Annotated in this window: 26 protein-coding genes; 19 read left to right on the forward strand and 7 right to left on the reverse strand. The window is 45.3% G+C overall.

From position 1 onward, the window contains the following. Positions 1–7 precede the first annotated feature (7 nt). Positions 8–1,225 (reverse strand): S-methyl-5-thioribose kinase, encoded by a 1,218-nt coding sequence (gene mtnK, locus MKY95_RS10305; RefSeq protein WP_076318348.1) that lies wholly within the window; start codon positions 1,223–1,225, stop codon positions 8–10. A gap of 296 nt (positions 1,226–1,521) precedes the next feature. On the opposite strand from mtnK, the gene MKY95_RS10310 reads away from it, so the two are divergent. From MKY95_RS10310 to MKY95_RS10355, 10 genes are all read left to right on the forward strand, one after another. Beyond that, positions 1,522–1,983 (forward strand): Dps family protein, encoded by a 462-nt coding sequence (locus MKY95_RS10310; protein WP_017689542.1) that lies wholly within the window; start codon positions 1,522–1,524, stop codon positions 1,981–1,983. Between the two features lie 124 nt (positions 1,984–2,107). Then, positions 2,108–2,683, forward strand: a complete 576-nt coding sequence (locus MKY95_RS10315; protein WP_076318349.1) for a DUF1802 family protein — start codon at positions 2,108–2,110, stop codon at positions 2,681–2,683. A gap of 378 nt (positions 2,684–3,061) precedes the next feature. Continuing rightward, complete coding sequence (sufC, locus tag MKY95_RS10320) at positions 3,062–3,844, forward strand: Fe-S cluster assembly ATPase SufC (protein WP_036609931.1); 783 nt, start codon at positions 3,062–3,064, stop codon at positions 3,842–3,844. A 25-nt stretch (positions 3,845–3,869) separates the two neighbouring features. Continuing rightward, positions 3,870–5,174 (forward strand): Fe-S cluster assembly protein SufD, encoded by a 1,305-nt coding sequence (gene sufD / locus MKY95_RS10325; protein WP_036609929.1) that lies wholly within the window; start codon positions 3,870–3,872, stop codon positions 5,172–5,174. After that, the gene (locus MKY95_RS10330) at positions 5,171–6,391 is read left to right on the forward strand and encodes a cysteine desulfurase (protein ID WP_076318350.1); all 1,221 of its coding nucleotides are present in this window, start codon (positions 5,171–5,173) and stop codon (positions 6,389–6,391) included. Before sufD ends, MKY95_RS10330 begins: the two co-directional genes overlap by 4 nt. Next, entirely contained in the window at positions 6,381–6,812 is a 432-nt protein-coding gene (gene sufU / locus MKY95_RS10335) for a Fe-S cluster assembly sulfur transfer protein SufU (protein WP_017689537.1), read from the forward strand. The genes MKY95_RS10330 and sufU overlap by 11 nt, the downstream gene beginning before the upstream one ends. Before the next feature lie 20 nt (positions 6,813–6,832). Beyond that, positions 6,833–8,230, forward strand: coding sequence for a Fe-S cluster assembly protein SufB (sufB, locus tag MKY95_RS10340; RefSeq protein WP_036669904.1), 1,398 nt, complete (start codon positions 6,833–6,835; stop codon positions 8,228–8,230). Between the two features lie 299 nt (positions 8,231–8,529). Then, positions 8,530–9,882, forward strand: a complete 1,353-nt coding sequence (locus MKY95_RS10345; protein WP_339198663.1) for a jacalin-like lectin — start codon at positions 8,530–8,532, stop codon at positions 9,880–9,882. 209 nt (positions 9,883–10,091) lie between these two features. After that, complete coding sequence (locus tag MKY95_RS10350; RefSeq protein ID WP_076318351.1) at positions 10,092–10,811, forward strand: M23 family metallopeptidase; 720 nt, start codon at positions 10,092–10,094, stop codon at positions 10,809–10,811. 150 nt (positions 10,812–10,961) lie between these two features. Further along, a complete protein-coding gene (locus MKY95_RS10355) occupies positions 10,962–11,102 on the forward strand; it encodes a hypothetical protein (protein ID WP_017689533.1) in 141 nt (46 codons plus the stop codon). Positions 11,103–11,234: 132 nt separating this feature from the next. Here MKY95_RS10355 and MKY95_RS10360 read toward each other — a convergent pair whose 3' ends face one another. Beyond that, a complete protein-coding gene (locus tag MKY95_RS10360) occupies positions 11,235–12,284 on the reverse strand; it encodes an HD-GYP domain-containing protein (RefSeq protein ID WP_076318352.1) in 1,050 nt (349 codons plus the stop codon). A 123-nt stretch (positions 12,285–12,407) separates the two neighbouring features. Further along, entirely contained in the window at positions 12,408–13,154 is a 747-nt protein-coding gene (locus MKY95_RS10365) for a molybdenum cofactor biosynthesis protein MoaE (RefSeq protein ID WP_076318353.1), read from the reverse strand. Between the two features lie 120 nt (positions 13,155–13,274). Here MKY95_RS10365 and MKY95_RS10370 point away from each other — a divergent pair, with 120 nt between their 5' ends. From MKY95_RS10370 to MKY95_RS10405, 8 genes are all read left to right on the forward strand, one after another. Continuing rightward, the gene (locus tag MKY95_RS10370) at positions 13,275–14,705 is read left to right on the forward strand and encodes a 5'-nucleotidase C-terminal domain-containing protein (protein WP_076318354.1); all 1,431 of its coding nucleotides are present in this window, start codon (positions 13,275–13,277) and stop codon (positions 14,703–14,705) included. A gap of 73 nt (positions 14,706–14,778) precedes the next feature. Then, complete coding sequence (locus MKY95_RS10375; RefSeq protein ID WP_036609917.1) at positions 14,779–15,900, forward strand: HD-GYP domain-containing protein; 1,122 nt, start codon at positions 14,779–14,781, stop codon at positions 15,898–15,900. A 220-nt stretch (positions 15,901–16,120) separates the two neighbouring features. Then, complete coding sequence (gene yfkAB / locus MKY95_RS10380; RefSeq protein WP_143781025.1) at positions 16,121–17,257, forward strand: radical SAM/CxCxxxxC motif protein YfkAB; 1,137 nt, start codon at positions 16,121–16,123, stop codon at positions 17,255–17,257. A 46-nt stretch (positions 17,258–17,303) separates the two neighbouring features. After that, positions 17,304–18,656: a hemolysin family protein gene (locus MKY95_RS10385; protein ID WP_076318355.1), complete on the forward strand. Its 1,353-nt coding sequence runs from the start codon at positions 17,304–17,306 to the stop codon at positions 18,654–18,656. Positions 18,657–18,933: 277 nt separating this feature from the next. Further along, positions 18,934–19,173 (forward strand): spore coat associated protein CotJA, encoded by a 240-nt coding sequence (locus tag MKY95_RS10390; RefSeq protein ID WP_036609912.1) that lies wholly within the window; start codon positions 18,934–18,936, stop codon positions 19,171–19,173. Next, positions 19,163–19,438 carry a spore coat protein CotJB gene (locus MKY95_RS10395; RefSeq protein ID WP_076318356.1) on the forward strand — a complete coding sequence of 92 codons (276 nt, stop codon included), beginning with the start codon at positions 19,163–19,165 and terminating at the stop codon, positions 19,436–19,438. Before MKY95_RS10390 ends, MKY95_RS10395 begins: the two co-directional genes overlap by 11 nt. Before the next feature lie 98 nt (positions 19,439–19,536). Further along, positions 19,537–20,106, forward strand: coding sequence for a manganese catalase family protein (locus tag MKY95_RS10400; protein WP_339198668.1), 570 nt, complete (start codon positions 19,537–19,539; stop codon positions 20,104–20,106). Between the two features lie 193 nt (positions 20,107–20,299). Beyond that, positions 20,300–20,608: a hypothetical protein gene (locus MKY95_RS10405; RefSeq protein ID WP_036609906.1), complete on the forward strand. Its 309-nt coding sequence runs from the start codon at positions 20,300–20,302 to the stop codon at positions 20,606–20,608. Between the two features lie 263 nt (positions 20,609–20,871). Here MKY95_RS10405 and MKY95_RS10410 read toward each other — a convergent pair whose 3' ends face one another. From MKY95_RS10410 to MKY95_RS10425, 4 genes are all read right to left on the reverse strand, one after another. Beyond that, positions 20,872–21,864: a 3-oxoacyl-[acyl-carrier-protein] synthase III C-terminal domain-containing protein gene (locus tag MKY95_RS10410; protein WP_076318357.1), complete on the reverse strand. Its 993-nt coding sequence runs from the start codon at positions 21,862–21,864 to the stop codon at positions 20,872–20,874. Between the two features lie 54 nt (positions 21,865–21,918). Further along, a complete protein-coding gene (locus MKY95_RS10415) occupies positions 21,919–22,269 on the reverse strand; it encodes a hypothetical protein (protein ID WP_036609902.1) in 351 nt (116 codons plus the stop codon). A gap of 186 nt (positions 22,270–22,455) precedes the next feature. After that, a complete protein-coding gene (locus tag MKY95_RS10420; protein ID WP_076318358.1) occupies positions 22,456–22,824 on the reverse strand; it encodes a carboxymuconolactone decarboxylase family protein in 369 nt (122 codons plus the stop codon). A gap of 12 nt (positions 22,825–22,836) precedes the next feature. Continuing rightward, positions 22,837–24,468, reverse strand: coding sequence for a thiamine pyrophosphate-binding protein (locus tag MKY95_RS10425; protein WP_076318359.1), 1,632 nt, complete (start codon positions 24,466–24,468; stop codon positions 22,837–22,839). 411 nt (positions 24,469–24,879) lie between these two features. Between MKY95_RS10425 and MKY95_RS10430 the strand changes: the two genes are divergently transcribed. Next, positions 24,880–25,851: a Gfo/Idh/MocA family oxidoreductase gene (locus tag MKY95_RS10430; RefSeq protein WP_076318360.1), complete on the forward strand. Its 972-nt coding sequence runs from the start codon at positions 24,880–24,882 to the stop codon at positions 25,849–25,851. Positions 25,852–25,993: the final 142 nt, after the last annotated feature.

A 25,993-nucleotide genomic window follows, 5' to 3' on the forward strand; every position in this document is an offset into this window, starting at 1 on the left:
CCTTATGTTAAGCCTTATTAGTTGAGACAGCTGTAGATACAATATCCAACACTTCACCGATGGTATTCAAGCGACGGTTGTTCTTGATCAATGCTTTACCAATGGACAATGCTTTACGCTGAGCATGTTCACGTTCAGTTGCATTTGGAATGGTATCTATATCCGCCACGTGAGCGAGCCCCACGATACGACGAACCATTTTGGCACCTGCAAAGCCGATCGAATCTCTGAACAATTGTTGCACATACAGATCCTGATACCTTGGCGTTTTTGCCATCGGATCAACGAGGTCATTAACCCAGAGGGCACGGAAACGAGATTCGAATTCAGTCCATACATCACGAACCATATTCAGCAAAAGCGTCTCACGCTCACGCAAAGCAGTCTCATCTTGAATCCATCCTGGCAGGGATGCGTAATTCAAGAGCAGGTTCGCAAGGACTGCACCGACATCAAATCCCATGGGGCCGTAATATGCAAATTCGGGATCGATGACCTTGGTTGATTCAGGTGTAACAAAAATACTGCCTGTATGCAGATCTCCATGAAGCAATGCCTGCCCATGTGTCAGGAATTTTTCCCGTAGTAATGCGACTTCAAGGTGAAGCACTCCATCTGTGCGGAGGGCTTCAGCCTCGTCCTCAATGGAAACATCATAATTATTTTTCTCAGCGATCCGGTAGGGTTCATCAAAGATCAGATCCTCCGTTATTTTGCATTGGTCCGGATTAATGAATCTGCCCTGTTGTTCCTTCTTCAATTGCTGATCCATGCCCAAGTCGGATGTGAAGAACAGCGTTCTTGCCATGAATTCCCCAATATGCTGTGCAAAAAGAGGATAGGAAACACCTTCGATCAGGCCTTTACGCATGATCACATGATCACTCAGATCTTCCATAACCGTTAACGCAAGGTCATCATCGTAATGATACACTTCAGGTACCATCCCTGGACACAGACGATACTCTTCCTGCAGAATCTCACGTTCAATGCGGGCACGTACCAGAGAGAGCGGCCACGATTCTCCAACCACTTTCGCATAAGGAAGCGCCTGTTTGATAATGATACTTTTATCGGAGTTCTGATCCGTGATGTGGAATACCAAATTCAGATTGCCATCGCCGATCTCGTGACAATCCAGATTCGCATCTGCCGCAAATGGACCCGGTAATGTTTTGGCCAGTTCAATTGCATCCTGGGGGGTAAACGGGCGATATTGGGACAAAGGTGCCACCTCCATATATATGAAGAAACAGGAAAACCCACTTCTTTGCTTGGTATATGTCAGTATATCGGAAATAACGCGGTTTTTGAACTTTTTTTTGAGACAAGTCAAGTCGATCCTGATTCGAACTTCCGGTTCAAGGGTAAAAACAAATAGGCCGGACGGTTGAGAGAAACGCCGTTAACAAGCCTCTCCACTACATGTGGTGACACATTATTAACTCTCTGTTATGCATTGCGGGACAACCTGCTTATCATGGCATGACAGACTAATTTTAAATAAAGGATGGGATTAATATGGCTACAAAAAACAAAACAGATCAAGCAAAATCGGTGGAACAAGTACTTAATCGTCAGGTAGCTAACCTGAACGTATTGTATGTTAAAATCCATAACTATCACTGGTACGTTAAAGGACCTAACTTCTTCACGTTGCATGTGAAATTCGAAGAGTTCTACAACGAAGTTACAGTACAAATGGATGAAATCGCAGAGCGTATCCTTACGCTGAAAGGTAGCCCGGCGGCTACAATGAAAGAGTATTTGGAGCTTTCCTCTATCCAGGAAGCAGCAGGCGGAGAAGACGCAAAAACAATGGTGCAAAACCTGATCGAGGACTTCGCTACACTTTCGAATGAATATCAGGAAGGTATCGAAGTTGCAGATGCAGCTGAAGATCAACCAACATCCGATATGCTGACAGGTTTCAAGGCTGACCTGGAGAAACACATGTGGATGCTTCGCTCTTTCCTGGGTTAATATAGGTAAGATTTTGCCTAATACAAATGGTCTCTTACGTAAGCTTTCTGAGCCCGGATCATGTTGTCAGAAACGCCCTGAGCGTCTATACTGCTGACAAGAACGATAGGGGAGGTGACCGCTTATGTTAGAACCAACGATACCGGCTTTAAAAGAATGGGCTTCTGCAATCAAAGCACTGGAAACGGGTCGCCAGATTATGGTGATGCGCAAAGGCGGGATTGTAGAGGAAACCCGACATTTTGAGCTGAAAAGTCCAGCGTTTTATCTGTATCCGACTTATGAACATCAGCGTAAAGAACTGATTAAGTCCTCGGATCAATCCTATGTTGAAGAATCACTGGCCGAATGGGTGCCCGAAGCTTCGACAATCCGTATTACTGCATATGCCGAAGTAACGCAGGATCTGGAGATACGAGATCAGGAGATGCTGGATCGACTTCTTGACTTTCATATGTGGACAGCGGATTTTGCCGAAGACCGTTTGAAATGGAAACGTAAAGATCCGCTCCATGTATTGATTTTACGTGTGTACCTTTTGAAAGAACCGATGGAAATCCCCGTACTGCCTGAATATAATGGTTGCCGTTCATGGATTTCTATTCCGAATGGTCCGGTGCCGCGCGAAATGACGCCGGTGGTGGACGTTGCGGATTTTGACGAAAGGGTACAGAAGATTAACGAGATGCTCAAATTGTAAATGGTAAAGTTATTTAACGGAGGGACTTGTCCATAATATGGATGAGTCCTTTTTTTAGATTAGTGTACAGCAGATGACATAAAAGCTTGAATTGCTGTGATTTTTCTCACTGTGCATTTGTGCTTAAGATGTTTTCTGATTTGATTCAATTTGTCTTTTACTATAGAATCAGAAAGGATAAGGTTTCATGCAATGGACAAAGGTTCTTAGGAAATGACTTGATTATCATTGAGAATCAGTTTAGAATTATTCTAAAGTGTTCTTGCTTTAAGAATCGAGTACAGGAGAAATTCAGGGGAAGCCCTGTTCAGATATAATAGGCGCTTTTTCGTTTTCGACAACTAACATCAATTTAATCAATGGAGGGAAACAATACACATGGCTACGAATTTCGTCATTGAAGGTCTGAAAGCGACGATCGAAGGTAAGGAAATCCTGAAAGGCATCAACCTGGAAATGAAAGGTGGAGAAATCCACGCAATCATGGGGCCAAACGGAACAGGTAAATCCACTCTGGCTTCTGCATTGATGGGTCACCCTAAATATGAAGTAACAGACGGTAAAATTACACTTGATGGTGAAGATGTATTGGATATGGCTGTAGATGAGCGCGCACGTGCAGGTCTCTTCCTGGCTATGCAATACCCAAGTGAAATTGCAGGTGTTACTAACTCCGACTTCTTGCGTAGTGCAATTAACGCACGTCGTGGCGAAGGTAACGAGATCTCCCTGATCAAGTTCATTCGTCAAATGGAAGGTAAAATGAAAGAACTCGACATGAACCCTGAGTTCGCTCACCGTTACCTGAATGAAGGTTTCTCCGGTGGTGAGAAAAAACGTAACGAGATTCTGCAAATGATGCTGCTTGATCCGAAAATCGTAGTACTTGATGAAATTGACTCCGGTCTGGACATCGATGCTTTGAAAATCGTGGCTGACGGTGTGAACGCTATGAAGAGCGAAGACCGTGGCTTCCTGATCATCACTCACTACCAACGTCTGTTGAACTACATTACGCCTGACTATGTTCACGTAATGATGCAAGGTCGTATCGTGAAATCCGGCGGACCTGAATTGGCTCACCGTTTGGAAGCGGAAGGGTATGACTGGGTAAAGGCAGAGCTGGGAATTACAGACGAAACTGTAGGCCAAGAAGCGTAAAGACAAAACGGAGGAGGATTAATTAATGACTACACAAACAATTCTTCCGGTTGAATCTGAAGCGCTTCGCGCCTTGTCGGAAAGCAACAATGAACCCGGCTGGTTGACCGAACAGCGGCTTGAAGCTTTAAAGCTTGCGAGCGGGCTTGCGCTTCCTAAACTGGAAAAACAAAAAATCGAACGCTGGAATGTCAGCGAGTACGGAACATATAAAACAAGTGAAGCTATTTCTTCTTTGACAGAAGTACCTGCTTCTATCAAAGATTTGGTTCAGGATCAAGCTGAAGGCAGTCTGGTTATCCAGCGCAATTCCGGTACGGTATACTCCAAGGTGTCTGCTGATCTGGCAGCAAAAGGAGTTATCTTCACGGATCTGGCTACAGCGGTTCGCGAACATGGCGATCTGGTAAAACAATATCTGAACACAGCAGTGAAAGCGGATGAGCATTCCCTCGCTGCATTGCATGCGGCACTTTGGAATGGCGGGGTCTTCCTGTATGTTCCGAAAAATGTCGAAATCGAAGTACCACTGCAAGCAGTGTTGCTTACGGATGACGCATCTGCAACGTTTGCACCTCACGTGCTTGTAGTTGCAGAAGCAAACAGTTCCGTAACTTATGTTGATAACTATGTATCTGGCGAATTGTCCGCACCTGTTTTCCATAATGGTGTTGTGGAAGTATTCGCAAAATCCGGTGCTAAAGTACGTTTCGCATCGGTTCATCAACTGAGTGTGAATGTAACTGACGTTTCATTCCGTCGTGCAGTGTTGGAGAATGATGCTTCCATCGAGTGGATTGTAGGCGAAATGAACAATGGCGACACAGCGAGCAACACGATGACCGTGCTGAAAGGCAATGGATCAAGTTCTGATTCCAAAGTCATCGCTGTAGGTTCCGGTTCGCAGAAAATCAACTACACCACAGAAGCTCGTCACTTCGGTAAGAATACGCCAAGCCAGATGATTACACGTGCAGTTATGCGTGAAGAAGCTTCTGCAATCATCAACGGGATCACGAAGATTGAGAAAGGCGCTACCAAAGCTGATGGACAGCAGACAGAGAAAGTGTTGATGCTGAGCCCTAAAGCACGTGGAGACGCCAATCCAATCCTTCTTATTGACGAGGATGATGTAACAGCAGGTCACGCGGCTTCTGTTGGTCAAGTCAATGCCGAGCAGATTCATTACTTGATGTCGCGCGGAATTAACCGTACGGATGCCGAACGCCTGATCATCTATGGCTTCCTGGCTCCGGTGGTGGCGGATATTCCTCTGGAAGCACTGCGCACCCAATTGCAGTCCCTGATTGAGAAGAAGCTGGGACAATGAACCCGTCCATTCGCGAGCAGTTCCCGATCCTCCACCAGGAAATTAACGGACACCCGCTCGTATATTTAGATAGTGCTGCAACTTCACAGAAGCCTCGTGCTGTGATTGAAGCAGTCAAACATTATTATGAGTATGAGAACTCCAACGTACACCGTGGTGTTCATACCCTTGGAAGCCGTGCAACGGACGCTTACGAAGGCGCACGTGAGAAGGTAGCCAAGTTTATCAATGCCCGCCGTACACAGGAGATTATCTTTACCCGCGGGACAACGACAGCCCTGAACCTGGTGGCTTCATCGTACGCCCGCGCCAATTGCAAAGAAGGCGATGAAATTGTTATCACGCAAATGGAGCACCATAGCAATCTGATTCCTTGGCAGCAAGTTGCCAAGGAGACAGGTGCAACATTGAAATACATTCCGCTTCAGCCTGACGGTCATATTGAATTGGCTGATGTTGAGAAGACGATTACGAACAATACTAAAATTGTAGCAATCGCTTATGTATCCAATGTTATGGGTCTGATCCATCCAGTGAAACAAATTGCTGAAATTGCACACCGCAATGGTGCTGTCATCGTTGTTGATGGCGCACAAAGCACACCTCACATGAAGGTGGACGTTCAGGATCTGGACTGTGATTTCTATGCATTATCCGGTCATAAAATGTGCGGACCAACCGGAATCGGTGCACTCTACGGCAAAAAGGCGCTGCTGGAGTCCATGGAACCCATTGAGTTCGGTGGTGAAATGATTGATGATGTGGGTCTGTACGAATCCAACTGGAAAGAGCTTCCCTGGAAGTTCGAAGGTGGAACCCCGATTATCGCAGGTGCGGTAGGGTTGGGAGCTGCCATTGATTTTCTGGAGCAGATTGGTATGGATGAGATCGCACATCATGAGAGTGTGCTGGCAGCTTATGCAACAGAACGACTGGCCGAGATCGATGGGTTAACCATCTATGGCCCAGCTAAGCGGCATGTGGGTGTTGTTACCTTTAATCTGGGGGATGTTCATCCACATGATGTGGCAACCGTGCTGGATGCGAGTGGCGTAGCCATTCGTGCCGGACACCATTGCTGTCAACCGCTAATGCGCTGGCTTGAAGTTAGCTCAACAGCTCGTGCCAGCTTCTATCTATACAATAACGAACAAGATGTAGATCGGCTTGTCAGCGCCTTAATCCAGACAAAGGAGTATTTTGGCGATGCAACTTGATGATCTGTACAGACGTGTTATAATGGACCACTACAAAAACCCGCGTAACCGCGGAACATTTGATAATGACGCTGTCACGGTGAATTTGAACAATCCAACGTGCGGCGACCGGATTTCACTGCAAATTTTGCTGAAAGACGGAATCGTCCAGGAAGCCAAATATACGGGTGAAGGCTGCTCCATCAGCATGTCCTCTGCATCGATGATGACAGAGGCCGTCAAAGGCAAAACGATGGAACAGGCACTCGATATCGCTAACCGTTTTTCCTCACTGATGAAAGGTGAAGAAGTCGATTTCGACGATTATGAAGATCTCGAAGCCCTATCCGGTGTGAACAAGTTCCCTGCACGCATCAAATGTGCCACTCTGGCCTGGAATGCATTACGCAAAGGGATTGACGAAGAGAACAAAGTACAATAACGATAGGGAGGTAGAGCAAGATGGCTAAAAAAGCACCAGAAATGGAAGAGTACAAATATGGTTTTCGCGACGAGCACAAATCCATCTTTCAAACCGGTAAAGGTCTGACTGCAGAAGTGGTTACCGAGATTTCCAAGATTAAGAATGAACCGGAATGGATGTTGGAATTCCGTTTGAAATCCTTGAAACAATTCGAAAAGATGCCAATGCCGAAATGGGGCGGAGATCTCGACGGATTGGATTTCAATGAGATTCAGTATTATGTACGTGCTTCGGAGAAACAAGGTAAAACATGGGAGGAAGTTCCTTCCGAAATCAAGGAAACCTTTGATAAATTGGGTATCCCTGAAGCAGAGCAAAAGTTCCTTGCAGGTGTATCGGCTCAGTATGAGTCCGAGGTTGTATACCACAACATGCAAAAGGAATTGGAAGACCAAGGTGTAATCTTCATGGATACGGATACGGCTCTCAGAGAGCATCCGGAAATCCTGCGTGAATATTTTGCAACGGTTATTCCGCCAGCAGATAACAAATTTGCTGCATTGAATAGTGCGGTATGGTCCGGAGGAAGCTTCATCTACGTGCCTAAGGGCGTTAAATGTGAAGTACCTCTGCAAGCCTACTTCCGGATTAACTCCGAGAATATGGGACAATTCGAGCGTACACTCATCATTGCCGACGAAGATAGTTTCGTTCACTATGTAGAGGGCTGTACAGCTCCAATCTACAGCACGAACTCACTGCATAGTGCGGTCGTTGAGATTATCTGTAAGAAAAATGCCCGTGTTCGTTACACAACGATCCAAAACTGGGCACCAAACATCTACAACCTCGTTACGAAACGTGCAGTTGCAGAAGAAAATGCAACAATGGAATGGGTCGATGGTAACATCGGTTCCAAACTGACAATGAAATATCCTGCGGTTGTATTGAAAGGCCGTGGAGCTAAAGGTTCCGTACTCTCCATCGCTGTAGCAGGTAAAAACCAGCATCAGGATGCAGGTGCGAAAATGATCCACTTGGCTCCGGATACAACATCTACGATCGTATCCAAATCCATCAGTAAACATGGTGGTAAAGTAACGTACCGTGGTTTGGCTTCCTTTGGACGTCAAGCTGAGGGCGCGAAATCCAACATCAAGTGTGATACACTCATTCTCGATAATGAGTCCACATCGGATACAATTCCTTACAATGAAATCATGAATGATAACATCATGCTGGAGCATGAAGCTACAGTATCCAAAGTGTCCGAGGATCAACTCTTCTATCTGATGAGCCGTGGTCTGACGGATGCAGAAGCAACACAGATGATTATCATGGGCTTCATCGAGCCATTCACGAAGGAATTGCCAATGGAATACGCTGTTGAGATGAATAGATTGATCAAATTCGAAATGGAGGGCTCCATTGGTTAATCCAATGCAGCGCCTTTCGAAGCCGTAAAGCTGAAGCTAGTTGCTGATGTTAAGCGGTAAATATCGTTTTATGTGATCGAATACCCTGTAGAGCAGACTCTTTAAAAAGTCTCTCTATGGGGTATTTTTATTACAAAAAATCTGGGGATAACAGCGATCAGAGGGTTATTCTGATATCGGAGTGGCAAGTGTAAATATACTTTAGTTCAAATTGTATATTTACAAATGAATAGACCAGCGTTATTCTTCCATTAATGAATATTACATATATTTGAATTGATTCAAATATGAGGAGGTATATGATGCGAAGAAGTATAGTTAAAAAAGGAGCAGCCTTGATATTGTCTGCTGTTGTTGCCTTAACGAGCTCCCCGTTATTTTTATCAACGGCGACTGCTGCAGAAGGTGGATCGGTATCGGGTTCATTCAACGTACTTAGTTACAATGTAGGTGGCCTTCCGGATCTGGTATCCAGCTCCAATCCCAAGGAGTACACCGTTCAGATTTCCCCAAAGTTAAATGACTATGACATCATTAATGTGCAAGAGGATTTTAATTATCATAATGAGCTGATATCTCAGGTCACTCTGCCGTATTTGACGACAACAAGCGGAATTGCGGGTTTTGGTAGTGGGTTGAACAGTCTGTCCAAATATCCATTCCGTGACTTGAAACGTATTACCTGGGATAAGCGATCTGGTCTTTTTGACAATGGAAGTGATGAATTGACTCCAAAAGGATTTACAGCAGCTACATATGAGATCACACCTCAGGTAAAATTGGACGTGTACAACTTGCATGCGGACGCAGGTAGCGATGATAAATCGCTTGAGGCCAGACGAGATAATATCAGACAACTCTCCAATTACATAAAGGAGCACTCGGACGGGAACGCAGTTATCGTATTTGGGGATACCAATACACGGTACACCCGTGCCGCTGACAATATAGAGCTACTCATGTCTGAGAATGGTTTAAGAGATCCGTGGATCGATTTGATTCGAGGTGGGAGTATTCCCGCTGATGGAGAAGCCCTTATGGATGCAAGCAATTTAAATGGACCCAACTATGAGATCGTGGACAAAATTTTGTATCGCGGAAGTAAAGCATTGTCCCTTAATGCACAGAGCTATCGGTTAGAAAATCAAACATTTGTTGATCCGAGTGGGAAGCAACTCTCCGATCATTATCCGATTACAGCGGAATTTGTGTATAGCACATCTTCTCAGTACCAACTAAGTTCAACAATCGGAGGATCTGGAGGAAGTGGGTTTAATGATCTAAATCATATTCCGGAGTCCAGACCTAGTTCAGTGGTACTTAACTCGGGCAACCGTGTAGACGGCATTTCAACGTTGTACAGGGATGGAACGAACCTAGCACATGGTGGTCAATCCAACATTGTCACACTGAACCTGGCAGACGGAGAGTACTTAACTCAGGCTACAATTGGTCAGGGGACACGTAATGGAGATAAACGGATCTTTTACGTGGAGTTGTCCACCAATCTTGGAAATAAAGTTGAAGGCGGACAAAAGACCTCGGATCAAATCAAACTTGAGGCACCAGCGGGGTGGTACATTGCCGGATTTTATGGAAGAGCAGGACAGGAATTGGATCAGCTAGGCGTCATATACAGACCTCTGAATTAGAAGTGAGCAGTGGTTAAAATGAAATAATAATATATACATCTCATAGAGTGTTCATATTAGCACAGCGCCGCTTGGAATATACGTTGGAGAGAGACCATAAGGTTTCCCTAATGATATTCTGAGCGGTATTTTTGTGGAATAAAATAAGACCAATAGCACAAGCCATTTCATAGATTTAAGCATTTAATGATAGAAAAGGATGTGAGTGTATGAGCGTGAACCCTTTCGAGGGATATCGGATTACAAGTTCATTCGGCTATCGAATTCATCCTATTCATGGTGGACAGACATTTCACCGCGGAATTGATCTCGTGACAGAGCCTTGGAATGGCCCCGTCTATGCCTTTATGGAAGGTAGGGTACGTTTTGCTTCCGAAGGAGTTACAGGCTCCGGATTCGGCGGTTATGGGCTTACAGTTGCCCTTCAAGATCATCGCGGTTACTTGCATTGTTATGCTCACCTTTCGCGGATTGCCGTAAACGTTGGGCAGCGGGTGAAGAGAGGCCAGCTTATCGGTAATCAGGGAAGCACGGGTCAGAGTACCGGCCCGCATGTACATTATGAGATCCGGAAAACCAGCGCGCCATCTTACGGATATACTGCCAGCGAAGATGGTGTGACAGAACCGGGTGCGTATCTACAGGCCGAATACGGAACTGCATCTCAGGAACAGGAGGCTCCGCCGATGACGACTGAGCAGAAGAAAATGTTTGAAGCCATGCAGAAAACGCTGGAGATTCAAGGGGGATGGATTCAGCAACAGGAGCAACTTTCCAATATGGCTTGTCCCGCATGGGCCAAGCAAGCGTTTGATTATTATCGACCGTTTATTATGAATGACAAAGGCAGTTATGAATTTTGGAGATTACTTGTTATCATGTACCGCAAGGAAAAAGGCATCCAAGTTCATTCGGATTCCGACATATAGATCCCTGCATAGGACAGGGAGTAACAAAAGGCTGATCCACTCAGGTAGATGCAGACAGACAACCATTTATCGAATGTTGCCTGTTCGCCCGGTTCATTCCAACGGAAACGTCATATGTTAGGGTATACCTGATGAAGAGGAGGCAATCACATGAGCGAAGTAGGATATGGCTGTGGTGGCAATGTAGGCGGAGTAGGCGGCGTTGGTGGATACAATATGTTCACAAACACTGGTGCAATCTTGGTACTGTTCATTCTGTTGGTTATCATCACAAAAGCATTCTGCGTGTAATCCAACATGATTGAATCGGAATAGACAAAAGGGAAGCCGATTATGGCTTCCCTTTTGTCATATGCCAACCTATAAGTTGGTTATTTCAGTTACTATGGGGTTCTTCGTATACATGCTGTGTACAATGAACAGTTATTGTACATAAATCTCAACGATAGCAATATCTCTTTCTTTCGCTAAATCGATAAAGGCCGTAGAGGTCTGAACGAGTGGTCGGAAATAATCCGCAGGATTATTCATGACAATGAGTCCCGTCTGACCCGTGGTGAGCAGAACCCTTTTACCGATAAAATTAGGTAGCATGTGCTTGATCAGTTCTTGTGTTGCTTCAGCATTTAACTGACCAAAGCTGAGGCTGTACAGTTCACACAGAACAGAGATCAGTTCCTGTTTGGTCTGGTACACCCGATTGGTCGTCATGGCGCTGTAAACGTCTGCTACAGCAGTTATACGGGAATAGGGGTGGATCTCGTCTCCTCGCAGTCCATGAGGATAACCACTTCCATCCTCGCGCTCATGATGTTGAAGTGCAACCGTTGCCAGAATTTCATCCTGCGTGGATTCTTTAATGATATCGTACCCATAGAATGTGTGTTTCTTCATTTCGTCAAATTCTTCCGTAGTCAATTTACCAGGTTTATGTAAAATCTCAGAAGGAATCTTGGACTTGCCGATATCATGAAGATATCCTGCTTTGGCTACCGTTAGACATTCCTCGGGGTTGTAACCCATCCAGCCGGCGATATAAAAAGCGAGCATTCCGACTTGCAATGAATGGTTGTACGTATAATCGCTATCCCCGTCCAGCATAAGCAACAAGGAGACAACATCTTTTTGTTTTTCCAACTGTTCTGTTAGGGTAAACAAAATCTCATCGACCTGTGTCTCATCAATAAAACCCTTCTCCATCGCTTGTTGAAATAGAGATTCAGTACCTTTGATCGTATCGTTAAACAAGTTAGTTAACAGACGGGATTGATCGGAAGGTAAGGTTTGTGCATCAGAGTGTAGGTCGGATGTTGTGTGTTCTACATCTGCGTACTCGATTCCATGTTGCAACAGTTTGGATAGGTCATCTTCACTGAGGGTGGAACCTTTCATCAGCATGTGGAGACCCGAACTGTTGTATACATCATTTTTTAACAGGTCACCCGGTTTAAGATCAGTAACATGCACTCTCACGTATAAACCACCTTTTCTCGACTAATATCGACACATATAATTATAATAACAAGAAAAAAATGGGTTGACAACGACTTATTTACTATTAACCCACTCTATCTAAAAGGTGTAAAGGCTCATTATTTAGTTCTCCATGGGGTTCCATGGTCCTAATTGATGTCCCTTCCATTCAGATCCATCTTCCCAAATTTCCTTTTTCCAGATCGGAACGGTCTGTTTCAGTCTCTCTATGGCGTAACGGCTTGCATCATAACAGTCGTTGCGATGAGGCGAGGAAACGGCAATGACTACACTAATCTCTGCCACATCTACTTTGCCGATTCGGTGACTGATTGCACATAACACACCAGGCCAGCGATCGGAGATTTCCACACCAATGGCTGCCATCTGAGAAAGAGCCATCGGCACATAGGCCTCGTATTCAAGATGAACGGTGCGCTGTTCACCGGTCATTTCACGAGTTGTACCTACAAAAGTAAGAGCTGCCCCGTGATTCGGGGTAATCACTAGCGCCGTTGTTGCTTCCACGGACAAGGTGGACTCTGTAATCAGAAATAAGCCATCTGCAGTCCGATGCTCTGGAACGGTAGAGCGAAGTTGTTCATCGGATATATCCGTACCATCGCCTCCAGAGACGGGAGGGATCAACGCAAGTTCATCTTCTGAGCTAAGTATAGTATCGGCAGGAGCGTACTGCTGGTTAACTGCCAAAAAGGATGTCCTTATCTGAGAAGCTGCCTCTGGGTAGGCCAGACTCAGTTTTTCTTTTAAATCGGCAGCGGTTGGAATGTCTCCAATGTACTCAAACTCCAGAAGGGATGTATTTAAACGTTCTGCAATTCCTGCAAATAGTTGAATTGTCAATTTCATGGATATGACTCACCTCTTTTTGATCTCTAAACCCTATAAATATATCATAACGACGCGGAAAATGTTATGCTTATCCATTAGAAGAATGAACGTTTATTGAAGAGCAGGGGAGGCGGTGTGATGAGCACCAGGGAGAACCAAACGTTAACGATTCTGCACACCAACGACATTCATAGCCACTTCGGCTCCATGAGCACCATCGCCGCTATGATCAATGAGGAACGTGACCAAGGTGGCAACTTCCTTGTATTGGATATCGGCGATCATATGGACCGTATGGCCGTTGAGACAGAAGGGACGCTGGGGACGGCTAATGTTGATGTTATTAACCTGACGGGCTACGATGCCATTACAATCGGCAACAACGAAGGACTAACCTTTACGCCAGATCAGCTCTCACAGTCCTACGCTGGACTTCTGTGTCCTGTGGTATGCAGCAATGTTGTGGAGCAAGATACTGGACTTGCGCCAGTGTGGATGAAACCTTCTCTGATTGTGGAGAAAGGTCCATTTCGCGTTGGTCTGCTGGGGGCAACGGCCCCTTTTACCACGTTTTACGAATTGCTCGGGTGGGATGTTCTGGACCCTGTGGAGTCATTAAGAGCTCAAGTGGAAGCATTACGTGATGAAGTGGATGTGGTGGTTATTCTTTCACATCTGGGGCTTTCGACAGATCGGAGACTGGCAGAGCAGATTACGGGAATTGATGTTATTCTCGGTGGACATACCCATCATGTTCTCGAAGAACCCTTAGTCATTGGTCAGACCGTGCTGGGTGCAGCTGGAAAATTTGGCCAATGGCTTGGGAAAGTGGTTCTGGAACGAACAAGTGTGGGAGAGCCCCTCCAACTGGTAAGTAGCGGTTGTATGGCTGCCAAGAGTATATTACTGGATGATCAGGTCGCGCTGGCAATCGCTACGAATCGTACGGAGGCTGAAAGGACACTCAATCAGACGGCAGTGATAACGGATCGGGTGCTGCCCATCACGTACGACCGGGAATCCCCGTTTGCTACCTTGCTTGCACAAGCTGTTCGTCATTTCACGGGGGCACAGCTGTCTCTGGTGAATGCAGGTCAGCTTCTCGGAGATCTTCCACAAGGTAATATTACAAAAGGAATGTTGCATTCCCTATGTCCATCTCCTATAAATGCTTGTACAATATGCTTGAGTGGAAGTCATATTCGTGAAGCACTTGAGCAGTCCTTGTTGGACGAGTTTTCAGGTAAGCCCATTGTGGGATTTGGTTTTCGTGGTCATATTCTAGGCACGTTATGTATGGACGGAATGGAAGTTCAATACAATCCAGATGCGCCAGCCTATGAGAAAATCCAGACCATATCCATCAATGGGGAGCCTATGGACGAACAATGTGAGTATATCGTTGGGACACTGGACATGTTTACGTTCAATGTGGGGTATCCTCCTCTTGCTCATGGAACCCGTACGCTCTATCATCTTCCGGAATTCATACGCGATTTGCTGGAAACGGAAATAAAACGACCAGGGGCTCTGGACGACAGCCTGCGAGCCCGCTGGCATCAAAGCTAAATTTAAAGTGCTTGCCTTCTGCTGAAGCGGCGGCTAGTGGTAATTACATCTACGGAGCGGGAGAGGATAGGCTGTGCGTTTAGTACATATAAACTTATTGCAGCCTGGCATGAAGCTGGGGAAACGTATTTATAGTGAAGAAGGCCTTGTATTACTTAGTGAGGATGTAGAGCTAACCAGTCGATTGATTGGACGCCTTAAGGATCTCGGAGTCGGTTATGTGTATATTAAAGATGCTGCGACAGAGGACATCATTGTTCCTGAAATGTTGCAGGAAGAGACCCGAAGGAAAGCACTGGTCGAGATTAAACAGCAATTTCAGAGCATGTCAGGACTGAAAACCAAAAATCGGATTCCTCATTTCGGTAAAGCGCTTAGTGGTGTGATGAATGCGATTCTGGAAGACATCGGCAGTCAGAAGGAAGCCATGATTATGCTGATGGACATGAACTCCAGTGATTTTGACCTGTATAATCATTCGCTGAATGTATGTGTGTATACACTGGTTCTTGGTGTCGCTTCGGGTTACACACGCCAGCAATTAATGGAGATTGGTCTGGGTGCCTTATTGCATGATATTGGCAAGACACAGATTGCACCAGAAATTCTGCATAAGCCTTCCAGATTAAGTGACGAGGAATTCAAAATCATTCAGCAGCACACTACATATGGACATCGTATTCTCAAAGACGAACCAGGTATACCGCTTCTATCTGCACATTGTGCATTGCAGCACCATGAGCGAATTGATGGCAGCGGATATCCCTTTGGGCTGAAGGATAAAGAGATTCATGAGTATGCCAAGTGGATTGCTCTTGCTGATTCGTATGATGCCATGACAACGAATCGAGTCTACAAGCAAGCCTTGCTGCCACATCAGGCCGTAGAGGTGCTGTATACGGGCTCAGGAACGCTTTATGAACAACGAATGCTGGAGAGATTCAGGGATTGTGTAGCGATCTACCCCGTGGGTCTATCGGTCACGCTCAGTACGGGAGAGGTTGGGGTAGTTGCAGCGATTCATCCACGTGTTCCTCAACGTCCACTTATCCGGGTGCTCAAGGATGCCGACGGCCAGACCTTATCTTCGCCCTACGAAATTAACCTGTCTACAGCACTGTCTGTGATGATCACAGGTGTAGAGGGTCTGGAGGATACACCTTCATCTGCCCAAAGTGAACGGTTGGAAAGCTGAATAAGCTTAGAAATGATTAGCGCTCATGTCGTAATATCGGGGCCGTTTCGTGATTCGGCCCGGAGTTACCTGAGTGTTTTTTGTCATGTAATGGACAGGGTCTACGTATGCCGGAGCATTCAAAATTGTGCTATGATAAAAGATAACTCCAAAAAGAGAAACACAAGGTATGATGTAAATAAAACTTTTTAGGTTAATAAAAGGAATAAGGTGAAGAACAATGACCATGCTAAACTCAGGATCGGTACAACCGATGCCTTTATCGCCAACGAATGATCCGTGGGATCCGATTGGCTCTCTGCGTACATATGGACGCCATGTGTTGACCAGTGTAGAAATGACTGTGACACATCTGTGCAACATGCGGTGTGAGCACTGTGCCGTAGGAGATATGCTTACGATGCGTGAAGCGCCGGCTCTTCCATTACCGCTGATGCTGAAACGATTGGATGAAGTGGAGCATCTGCAGACGATTAGTCTGACGGGTGGCGAGCCAAGCTTTAGCCAGAAAACAGTGGATGAGATGATCATCCCGCTGCTCAAATATGCCAAGGAACGTGGAATTCGTTCCCAGATCAATTCGAATTTAACGCTGGATATCAGCCGATATGAGCAACTTTTGCCGTATCTGGACGTTATGCATATCTCATTCAACTACCTGAATGCTGACGATTTCCATCAAGTCGGATTTGCGAATAGTGGCAGACCTGTGAAACGTGAAGTCGCGGTGAAGATGTATGAGAAAATGATTGAAAATTCCCGCAAATTAAGTGAAGCAGGCATGTTTATCTCTGCCGAGTCCATGATTAACTTCCGTACACACGACAAGCTGGATGGTATTCATCAATTGATTCGTGAGATGGGCTGTGTTCGTCACGAAGTGCATCCAATGTATAATTCGAACTTTGCTTCGTCGTTGCCCGTGTTATCACTGGACCATATGAGAGCAGCGATTCATCGTTTGCTTGATGCACGTGACAAAGATATGTGGATGCTCTTCGGTACTCTGCCATTCTTCGCGTGCAGTGCAGCACAGCAGGATCGGGAACTGATCAACCGTTTATACAGCGAACCAAATGTGACGGTACGTAATGATCCGGACGGACGCAACCGCGTTAACGTCAACATGTTCACGGGTAATGTGTATGTGACCGATTTTGCCGATATCCCGGAATTTGGTAATATTCGTGATCGTAAACTGGATGATGTGTTCCATGAATGGTCAGCTGAACATCCGTTGAATCAAACGGTCAATTGCCATTGCGATATTGCATCCTGTTGCGGACCAAACCTGCTAGTGGCAGATATGTATTACAAAGGTGTGGATTTCAAATCGAGAAAGGCAATCACACGTTGATATTCCAGGTGTATTCCTGAAATAGATAGAAAAGGGGAGTTTCAACTTGGATATTCATACCGAATTTCATCTTGGGCAACTGGTATTTAATCTGGTCTGTGTCTTTTTGCTCGTATTTTTGAATGGCGTATTTGTCGCAGCGGAATTTTCCCTTGTGAAAGTAAGGCAGACACGCTTAACTCAATTGCAGAGTGAAGGAAATCGTATGGCTGGTTATGCACTGAAGGTGAATAGTAAACTGGATTCCTATCTATCGGCAACTCAGTTCGGGATTACGCTGACATCGCTTGGACTCGGGTGGCTGGGAGAACCGGCCATCTCCGAATTGCTCGTTGAGCCACTCATGTTTAAACTTGGTGTAGGAGATACAGGGCTTATTTCGACCGTGTCGGTCATTATCGGTTTTTGTATCATTACGTTTCTGCATATTGTGCTGGGTGAGCTTGCACCTAAATCGTTGGCAATTCAAAAAACAGACGGAGTGGCATTGTTTTTATCTGCGCCCTTGCTGTTGTTCTACAAAATCTTCTTCCCGTTCATCTGGCTACTGAATGTATCGGCCAATGCATTGCTGCGTCTAGCGGGTATCGAACCTGCCAGTGAAGGCGAAGCTCACTCGGAAGATGAACTTCGTATTCTGATGAAGCAGAGCGCCAAAAGTGGTGTCATCGATAAAGATGAGATCAAACTGATGGACAACATCTTTGATTTCTCCGATATGCTGGCACGTGAAGTGATGCTGCCACGTACAGACATGGATTGTTTGTACACGCATATGTCTTTGGAAGAGAACTTGGAGATCATTAACGCAACCAAACATTCCCGGTATCCCGTAGCAGTAGAAGACAAGGATGAGATCATTGGATTTATACACATCACCGATCTGTTGCTGGCTAAACCGGAGCAACAACATGATCTGGCTTCACTTGTCCGTCCAATCTTAAACGTTCCTGAATCGATGGAAATCAGCCATGTGCTGCGTCTCATGCAGAAGAAACATTCACAGATGACGCTGGTTGTGGATGAATATGGCGGCACAGCTGGATTGCTGACCGCGGAAGAAATTCTGGAAGAGATCGTTGGAGACTTGTATGACGAGTTTGAGGATGAGCGTCCGCATATGGAACGGAGTGGAGATTCATTTTCCGTTGATGGTCGTTCGCTTATTGAAGAAGTTCATAAGTGGACTGGAGCCATCATTGAGGATGAAGAAGTGGATACAATCGGCGGATGGTTGTTTAAAGAGCTTGGGGGCAATCCAACCAAAGGGAAAACGAAGGAGCTGAATGGGTACGTTTTTGAAGTGGAAGAATCGACTCGCTTGCGAATTACCCGGGTTCGAGTGTACAAGAAATCTGTCCCTCAAGACATGAATTCGGAAGAAAATCCAGCAGAATAGTTCTCTTTGCAGGAGCAAGATGAGATGAACAAGAGCGAGTCATGACGCAGATTACGGAAATCTGCAAGGATAGAGACCTTCGGAAGTTACCTGAACGGGGAACGAACCGAAGGTCTTTTTTTATTTTAAAGAAGAATTTGGAGAAATTCTGCACATAGTTGAAACGAATTTCGGATTAACTTCGGGGACAGCGTCATATGGATATAGAGACGGGAAGCGGGAAAGAACTCAGTGTTATTCAATATGCACCAACGATGTAATAAGGAGGCGTTGTTTTGTGAAAGATCCGCAGCTTCGTGCTTACGCCCCTTTTGTGGGGCCGTTTGATCCTTGTCCGCCGGTAGCTATTCGGACGTATCTGGTACCTCCGCAATTATTTATTCCATTTCAGCCTATGGGCTGGCCGCAGTACAGCCCGGCGGAAGCGTTGAGATTGGGAACCTTATGGCCTGCATTATACAGCCCTTATACACCAGCCAGATCGAAGGGAAGGAAGGTGGAAGTGGATGGAACCTGAAGTGCCGAAACCCTGTGACACTAAATACTACGAATTGCTTGAAGAACTTCAGGCGCTGGATTTCGTGTTAGTGGAACTGAATCTGTACCTGGACACCCATCCGGGAGACTTCCAAAGCATTGAGCAGTACAACAAGTTCAGCCAGGAGCGAATGCGGGTAGCCCATGAATTTCAGCAGTTGTACGGACCGTTGATGAACTTTGGGCATGCCTTCTCCAAGTATCCGTGGGAATGGTCTCAGACGCCCTGGCCATGGCAAGTGTGACACATCAGCCTCAGGCTTCCTTGCAGGACTTTAAGGACAGGAAGCCCGAGGGTTAGAAGAAGGGCTGTATTTTAATAACGTAGAGGGAGGCGGCTTACATGTGGGTGTATGAGAAAAAACTGCAATATCCCGTAAGGGTTAGTAAATGTGATCCTCGTATGGCGAAATTGCTGATGGAACAATATGGCGGTGCCGATGGGGAGTTGGCCGCTGCCCTTCGATATCTGAATCAGCGTTATACGATTCCAGACAAGATTATCGGTCTGCTGACGGATATTGCTACAGAGGAATTTTCTCATCTGGAGATGATTGCCACCATGATCTACAAGTTGACCAAGGACGCGTCGGTGGATCAATTGGAAGAAGCGGGACTTGGGCCGAACTATGCTCAACGCGATTATGCCTTGTTTTATACCAATTCCTCTGGTGTACCCTTTACAGCTGCCTACATTGCTGCAAAGGGTGATCCAATTGCGGATCTGTACGAGGACATTGCAGCAGAAGAGAAAGCCCGGGCTACATATCAATGGTTGATCGACCTGACTGATGACGTGGATCTGCAGGATAGTCTGAAGTTTCTGCGGGAACGGGAGATCGTGCATTCCTTACGTTTCCGGGAGGCTGTAGAGATTCTGAAAGACGATCGGGAGACAAAGAAGATTTTCTGAACGTTTGGTATAAAGGCAGAAATTTGGCAGTCCATAAGGGCTGCTTTTTTGTATGAAAAGATAGTATTATTAAATAATTAAATTTAAAATAAAATTACATATAATTATATAATTTACAAATATTGTTGTAAAATACACTCGCATATTATACAATGAAATGGTAGTTAAAAACTCTATTTAGGAGATGATCATTTTGAGACTTAGTAAAGTTCTTATTTTGACTGCATGTTCCTTTATTCTGACCACTTCAATTTCAAGTGCAGGCGTGTCCGCGGCAAATATTCAACCCAATACCAGTACAAGTGTATCAGACGTAGTATCTGCTAGGCTTGAAAGTAAACCTTTTTCTGTAGTGCATTATTACCCTGTAGGTTTTGGAGTACCGAAATATCTTACGGACTATATTACGCCAGATGGCTATGTAGGAACCTTGGTGTTGGTTAGTTATCATACTGTGGATGGAATTGTTGCTGCAAGATACGAAGGGACCGTTTACAGATAATCAGAAATGGTAGATTAAACCTTCTAGTATTTAAATTCTTATAACAACGCATTTATAATAAAATTGAAAGTATCAGTTCCAAGATAAAATAATTTGGACTGCTACTTTTCACTTTTAAATCATATTTATTGTGTAATAATATGTAAGTGGTACTTTTCACAATTATAGATGTTTAATCTCCAATGATAAGGGAGAAAAAGGAAAAAATAAAACCATCCCCGGTATACTACTGGGATGGTTTTATCGGATTTTGAAGTGTATACCTAATATTCAACTACCATGGCAACATTTTGCCACCCGGCTCCAACGGTCCAGAACAGAACTTTGTCACCACGCTGAATCTGACCGGTTGTAACCGCTCGATGTAATGCGATAAATGGACTGCTGGTTGAGGTGTATCCGAACTCATCTCCGATATAGACGGCAATATCATCACCAATGCCGACGTTCTCGGATACAGCCCGAATGTTACTAATGGATAGCTGGGAGAAGCAGGCGGCTTTGATCTCGTCTGGTCTAATCTCGTTGCGAGTCAGCAACGTACGAATGGACTCGGAAGCAGCATCCACACAGATGGAATCATCAAATGGGATGAAATTCACATGAAAGGCACCCGCATCTACACCCGTATTGCCCAGCTTCGCCAAGCCTTCTGCAGGAAAAAGAGAATTACCATACACACAGGTATCCGTCTGATAGATTGAATCAATGAAACCGACAGCATGTTCATCCCGCTCTACAATGACCGCCGCTGCTGCATCACCGAAATTGGCGAAGTACACGGGATCATCGGGACTGGCGTGAGGAGCCACGTAATCCGAGCCGATGATTAATGCGCGGCGAATTCGAGGATTGCCCAGCATCTGTCGGCTAACTTGTTCGAAAGCAGCAGTCATACCCGCGCAGTTGGCGTTGCTGTCAATACAGATCGTGTGAGAAGCTCCGTTAATCAGGCGATGGATCATCAGGGAATTCGTAGGAAAGATGTATTCTGGCGTTTGGCTTGCATAAGCAATCAGATCAATATCTGCACCGGTTAGTCCAGTTTTCTCCAGTAGGTTACTGGCTGCCTCATAGGCCATGCTTAGTGAATTTTCGTCATCGTTGTCAATTTTATAACGTGTATCACGACCAAGTGCCTGTAACAATCCACGAATATCTACACCTCTTGCATCAAAATGTTCAATATAAAAATCATTGTGCACCTTGGTTGCTGGATGATAGATATCGATATCTACAATACGAATTCCGGCCATCTTCATTCTCCTCTTGAGCGGAAGGGTGAATTCACAGCTTGTCCGCCTGGTTTATTAAGTGGTAACGGTAGATATGATTTCGAGATTGTCCAGACCGACTGACCGACCGAGCCGGGACAATTGCATTTTTAGAATCGCGTTGTTCTCGAGGGTCAACACAACTTTTTTATATTCATCTTTTTTGAACAGTTGAAGGCAGCCTTCCAGAAGAGGAACAATCTCCGGAGCAGTAACATTCAACTTTTTGCAATCGATGTTCAGGTCATACTCCTTGGTGTTAATAGAAGCGATCGTATCCTGATAGGCCGAGATGGAACGCAAACCGTCTTCTTGAGAGAAAGAACCCTCCAGTTCAATGTTTAACACCTTGTTTGGAACGTCAGTCTTCAGAATGAAATTTCCCATGCTTGATCTCTCTCCTTTAAATGAGTTAAGGCTATCCTGTTAGTGGATACACAGCCCATTGGGCCTCCGCCGAAAGCTTCTAAGATGCGAGCTGGTTCGAAGGATAATTTAACCATATTATAAAGGTAGGAATGTAAAAAGATCAATAAAAAAGTCGAATCATGTATAAAAATGTAGAAAAGTGAATTACTGTATTTCGTCCAAGGTGGCAAGCAAAATATTAAATGCACTTATAATGCGTGGAGCACCCACACATGGCGCCAGATGTAGCAATATTCCCTTGAGTTGATTCACAGTCATTCCCACGCTCAGAGCCATCGTGTAATGTACGCCCAATTGTTCATACTGTCCTTGGGTGATCAACGAAGAGATGATAGCAACTTCCTTCCATTGATCCGTAATCGTGGTGCGCTGAAAAATATCCCCGTATGCCGTCCCCATAATAAATTCCGACAATTCGGGAAAATGTTCTTTGATGGGGGCGAGGGCTCTTGCACCGTACTCCCCAGAAAGTTTGGCGAAACGGTCTAGTCCCTGAGCTACATGTTCACTCATGATCTACTCCTCCTAATTCAAAGTTACGGTGCGGTGAGCTGTGGGTGGAATTTCATCTCGATCGGTCAGAAGCTCAATAACAGTTACCTGATTCAACGTTTGGGCTGTGTTCAGCGCAGATGAGAATTCAGCAAGGGTTTCTGCTCGAAACGCAACCGCACCGAGAGATTCGGCAAATTTGGCAGCATCCATAGGAACTTCATATAATGTGCCATCAATTCTGCCTGTTGTTTTTTCCATTCCTTTGAGTGCCATGTCCAGTTGTTTGTTGTTAACGACAATGAAAATGACGTTCAGATTGTTGCATACCGCGGTATTGATCTCCGTCCCCAGCATCATGAAACATCCATCCCCGGTGATACATACAACGGTCTCTTCAGGTGAGGCGGCCTTTGCTCCTATCGCCATACCAATGGCGTTCCCCATGCAGGCAAAGTAAGCGTCAAACACAAAGCTGCCTGGTTTCTTGACTTTATATCGCTGAACCGCATGAAATCCATGGCTGCCATCATCAACAAACAGCTTATGATCGTACGGAAGCAGATCGCTCATTCCGTCTAGTACAGAAGCCAGAGACAGTTGGGGGAGATCTGGTAAAGGGACAGTGTAATCCATCGGTGCCGTGGTTCTCACAGGAGTAGGGAGGTCTTCTAATGTGCCCAGCAAATATTGCAGGTTGTCCTTCAAATCACCGGTGATATGTAAGGTTTGAGCGCTCAGAATCTTGCCTACAAATGTAGGATCAGCGTCAAACTGAATGAGGTGTGCCGGGTGATGTTCAGGCTTCAGATTGCAGAGGGTCATGTCACTTAGACGTGAACCGAGTACGATATAAAGGTCACTTTGGTTCAACATGTCGTCTGCATGTGGGAAACCTCCAACACCACAAGGTCCATGGTACAGGGGATGGTCCCACGCAATCGCTCCTTTTCCACCAGGAGTAGTAATGACGGGAATGTTGAACGATTCGGCCAATTGAAGCAATTCATCATGGGCTCTGGCGCGACTTACACCTTTACCAGCAATAATTAAAGGGCGATTGGATTGTTGAATGAGAGGAAAAATGCGATTCAGATTAGATACGCTAAGCAGAGGTTCCGGTTCGGGAATGACAATCCGGCATTGGGATAACAATTCGGTCTGTACGTCAAAAGGAATACAGAGGTGAACAGGGCCTTTATTAGGGCCGAGTGCAATGGAAAGGGCATGATTCAACAGTGTTCCGAAGTGATCTCCACGCTCAACCAGTTTGCTGAATAGCGTAGCAGGCCTGAACATTTCAGCCAGATCAGCCAGATAGGAAGAGGAATCCTGACACTGGGGTAGCCCCAGTTCCTGAATGGATTGATGACCCGTAATAAACAGTACAGGCAGATTGTTGGCCTTTGCATGGGCTGCTGCAGTAAGCAGATTGGTTCCGCCTGGACCGGATGTGGCAAAGGCAACGCCGAGTTTACCTGTCTGTAATGCATAACCGGATGCGGCAAAACCTGAGCTGGATTCATGACGGCCTGGAATGAACTCTAATCCGTAATCCACCATTTTCAGTACAGCAGGACAGATGGATTTACCAATAATACCAAAGACATGAGTAACGCCTAGATTACGCAGAGTTTCTGCCAAATAGTCCGCAACTGTTCTCATGCGGGACACCTCGCTTCATGAAATAGGTTATTAGAACCATACGCATATTCCATTTATTGAATGCAAGTTACAGTCTAAGGTTGTAAGAGGAAATATTCATTGTTATTAGGAAGAGTATCTTTTTTTGTGGTTTTTTGTCAACCTGTTTTTGTGAGTCTGAATTCCTAATTCTTAAGTTGGTAACGCTTTAAGTATTGCTGGATAAAGTAAAAATAATTGGTTATATATCCCTGCAACGAATTACCCAATCACAACGAAGTTACAAATAATGTAAAAAAATGACTGTAAATGATGAATTTCAGCTTCTAATAGCGACTTGAAAGCTAGAGGTTTATTTTTTTTCGTATCAATGCATCGCATTTGCAATTCTTTGCTTTCTGCTATACTGGAAAGGAATTGGGAGGGGATGGAATGACAGTCATCAAGATGGCTCTGATTGGGCTGGGTAAAATGGGATTACATATGGTTCATCTAATCGAGAATACCAAGATGGACACGGAGATTGAGATTGTAGCGGTGTGTGATGCGAATGAGGAAGGTTTGGCGTCTTTTGCAGCTTCTCATCGGGGAGTTAAGACGTATACGGACTACCAGCAATTGATGAATGAACATCAGATTGATCTGCTGTATATTGCAGTTCCGCCGAAATTTCATTACCCGGTTGTCATGGAAGCACTGGAGCGCAAAATTCATGTATTCTGCGAGAAACCGCTTGCCAATAGTGTAGAAGAAGCCAAAAAAATGCTGGATGCAGCAGAGCAGGCGGACGTTGTTCATGCCATCCACTTCTCTATGCCGCATGAACCTTCCGTGCTGAAGTTGCAAGAGATGATTGAGCAGGGTACTGTTGGGACAATTCGCAAAATAGATCTCATTTTGCAATTCCCGCAGTGGCCACGATCATGGCAACAGAATGCATGGATTACGAGCCGGGAACAGGGTGGATTTATTCTTGAAGTGGGGATTCACTGGATTCATATGATTCAAAAGGTGTTTGGTGCCGTCCGGGTAGTAAGTACTCAGGTTCAATATCCTGAGAATGGAGAATGTGAACTTGAAGTACAGGCTGCAATGGAACTGGAAGACGGGACTCGAATTCAGCTGAACGGCATCTCTCAATTTGCGGGGGAAGAACGTGTATCCATGGTGGTGTACGGTGCGAAGGGCACGATTGCCTTGGAAAATTGGGAAGAATTGAAGACGGGCCTGGTGGGACAGCCACTTTCTCCAGTGGAAGTACTTGAATCCGCCAGTGAATTGCCGGTTCTTAAACATGTCATTGCCCGTATACAAGGCAAACCAGCTAAGATATATGATTTTAACGATGGGTATCAGGCACAATTGGTACTGGAAGCACTACGGAACACAGAACAATCGAGATAAGAAAAGGAGTGCTTAGGTTTTTTCATATGAGGTGCCCGGTGCACCTTTTACTGATTCAGCTCTCCCTAACACAAAGAAGCATCGCAGAGGCTCGGGTGAGTCTGTCTGCGATGCTTTTTTCCTTTGATATATGCTCATGATA

Origin of the sequence: Paenibacillus sp. FSL P4-0176 (assembly GCF_037975265.1) — a bacterium.
Classification (GTDB): Bacteria; Bacillota; Bacilli; order Paenibacillales; family Paenibacillaceae; genus Paenibacillus; species Paenibacillus amylolyticus.

What these genes read in the sequence shown, in the direction of transcription:
- MKY95_RS10330 (WP_076318350.1), top strand. Translation starts at nt 5,171, where the DNA reads ATGAACCCGTCCATTCGCGAGCAGTTCCCGATCCTCCACCAGGAAATT.
- MKY95_RS10355 (WP_017689533.1), top strand. Translation starts at nt 10,962, where the DNA reads ATGAGCGAAGTAGGATATGGCTGTGGTGGCAATGTAGGCGGAGTAGGC.
- MKY95_RS10425 (WP_076318359.1), bottom strand. Translation starts at nt 24,468, where the DNA reads ATGAGAACAGTTGCGGACTATTTGGCAGAAACTCTGCGTAATCTAGGC.
- MKY95_RS10370 (WP_076318354.1), top strand. Translation starts at nt 13,275, where the DNA reads ATGAGCACCAGGGAGAACCAAACGTTAACGATTCTGCACACCAACGAC.
- yfkAB (WP_143781025.1), top strand. Translation starts at nt 16,121, where the DNA reads ATGACCATGCTAAACTCAGGATCGGTACAACCGATGCCTTTATCGCCA.
- MKY95_RS10400 (WP_339198668.1), top strand. Translation starts at nt 19,537, where the DNA reads ATGTGGGTGTATGAGAAAAAACTGCAATATCCCGTAAGGGTTAGTAAA.
- MKY95_RS10420 (WP_076318358.1), bottom strand. Translation starts at nt 22,824, where the DNA reads ATGAGTGAACATGTAGCTCAGGGACTAGACCGTTTCGCCAAACTTTCT.
- sufD (WP_036609929.1), top strand. Translation starts at nt 3,870, where the DNA reads ATGACTACACAAACAATTCTTCCGGTTGAATCTGAAGCGCTTCGCGCC.
- sufU (WP_017689537.1), top strand. Translation starts at nt 6,381, where the DNA reads ATGCAACTTGATGATCTGTACAGACGTGTTATAATGGACCACTACAAA.
- MKY95_RS10315 (WP_076318349.1), top strand. Translation starts at nt 2,108, where the DNA reads ATGTTAGAACCAACGATACCGGCTTTAAAAGAATGGGCTTCTGCAATC.
- sufB (WP_036669904.1), top strand. Translation starts at nt 6,833, where the DNA reads ATGGCTAAAAAAGCACCAGAAATGGAAGAGTACAAATATGGTTTTCGC.
- MKY95_RS10310 (WP_017689542.1), top strand. Translation starts at nt 1,522, where the DNA reads ATGGCTACAAAAAACAAAACAGATCAAGCAAAATCGGTGGAACAAGTA.
- MKY95_RS10395 (WP_076318356.1), top strand. Translation starts at nt 19,163, where the DNA reads ATGGAACCTGAAGTGCCGAAACCCTGTGACACTAAATACTACGAATTG.
- MKY95_RS10430 (WP_076318360.1), top strand. Translation starts at nt 24,880, where the DNA reads ATGACAGTCATCAAGATGGCTCTGATTGGGCTGGGTAAAATGGGATTA.
- MKY95_RS10345 (WP_339198663.1), top strand. Translation starts at nt 8,530, where the DNA reads ATGATGCGAAGAAGTATAGTTAAAAAAGGAGCAGCCTTGATATTGTCT.
- MKY95_RS10415 (WP_036609902.1), bottom strand. Translation starts at nt 22,269, where the DNA reads ATGGGAAATTTCATTCTGAAGACTGACGTTCCAAACAAGGTGTTAAAC.
- MKY95_RS10350 (WP_076318351.1), top strand. Translation starts at nt 10,092, where the DNA reads ATGAGCGTGAACCCTTTCGAGGGATATCGGATTACAAGTTCATTCGGC.
- sufC (WP_036609931.1), top strand. Translation starts at nt 3,062, where the DNA reads ATGGCTACGAATTTCGTCATTGAAGGTCTGAAAGCGACGATCGAAGGT.
- MKY95_RS10410 (WP_076318357.1), bottom strand. Translation starts at nt 21,864, where the DNA reads ATGGCCGGAATTCGTATTGTAGATATCGATATCTATCATCCAGCAACC.
- MKY95_RS10365 (WP_076318353.1), bottom strand. Translation starts at nt 13,154, where the DNA reads ATGAAATTGACAATTCAACTATTTGCAGGAATTGCAGAACGTTTAAAT.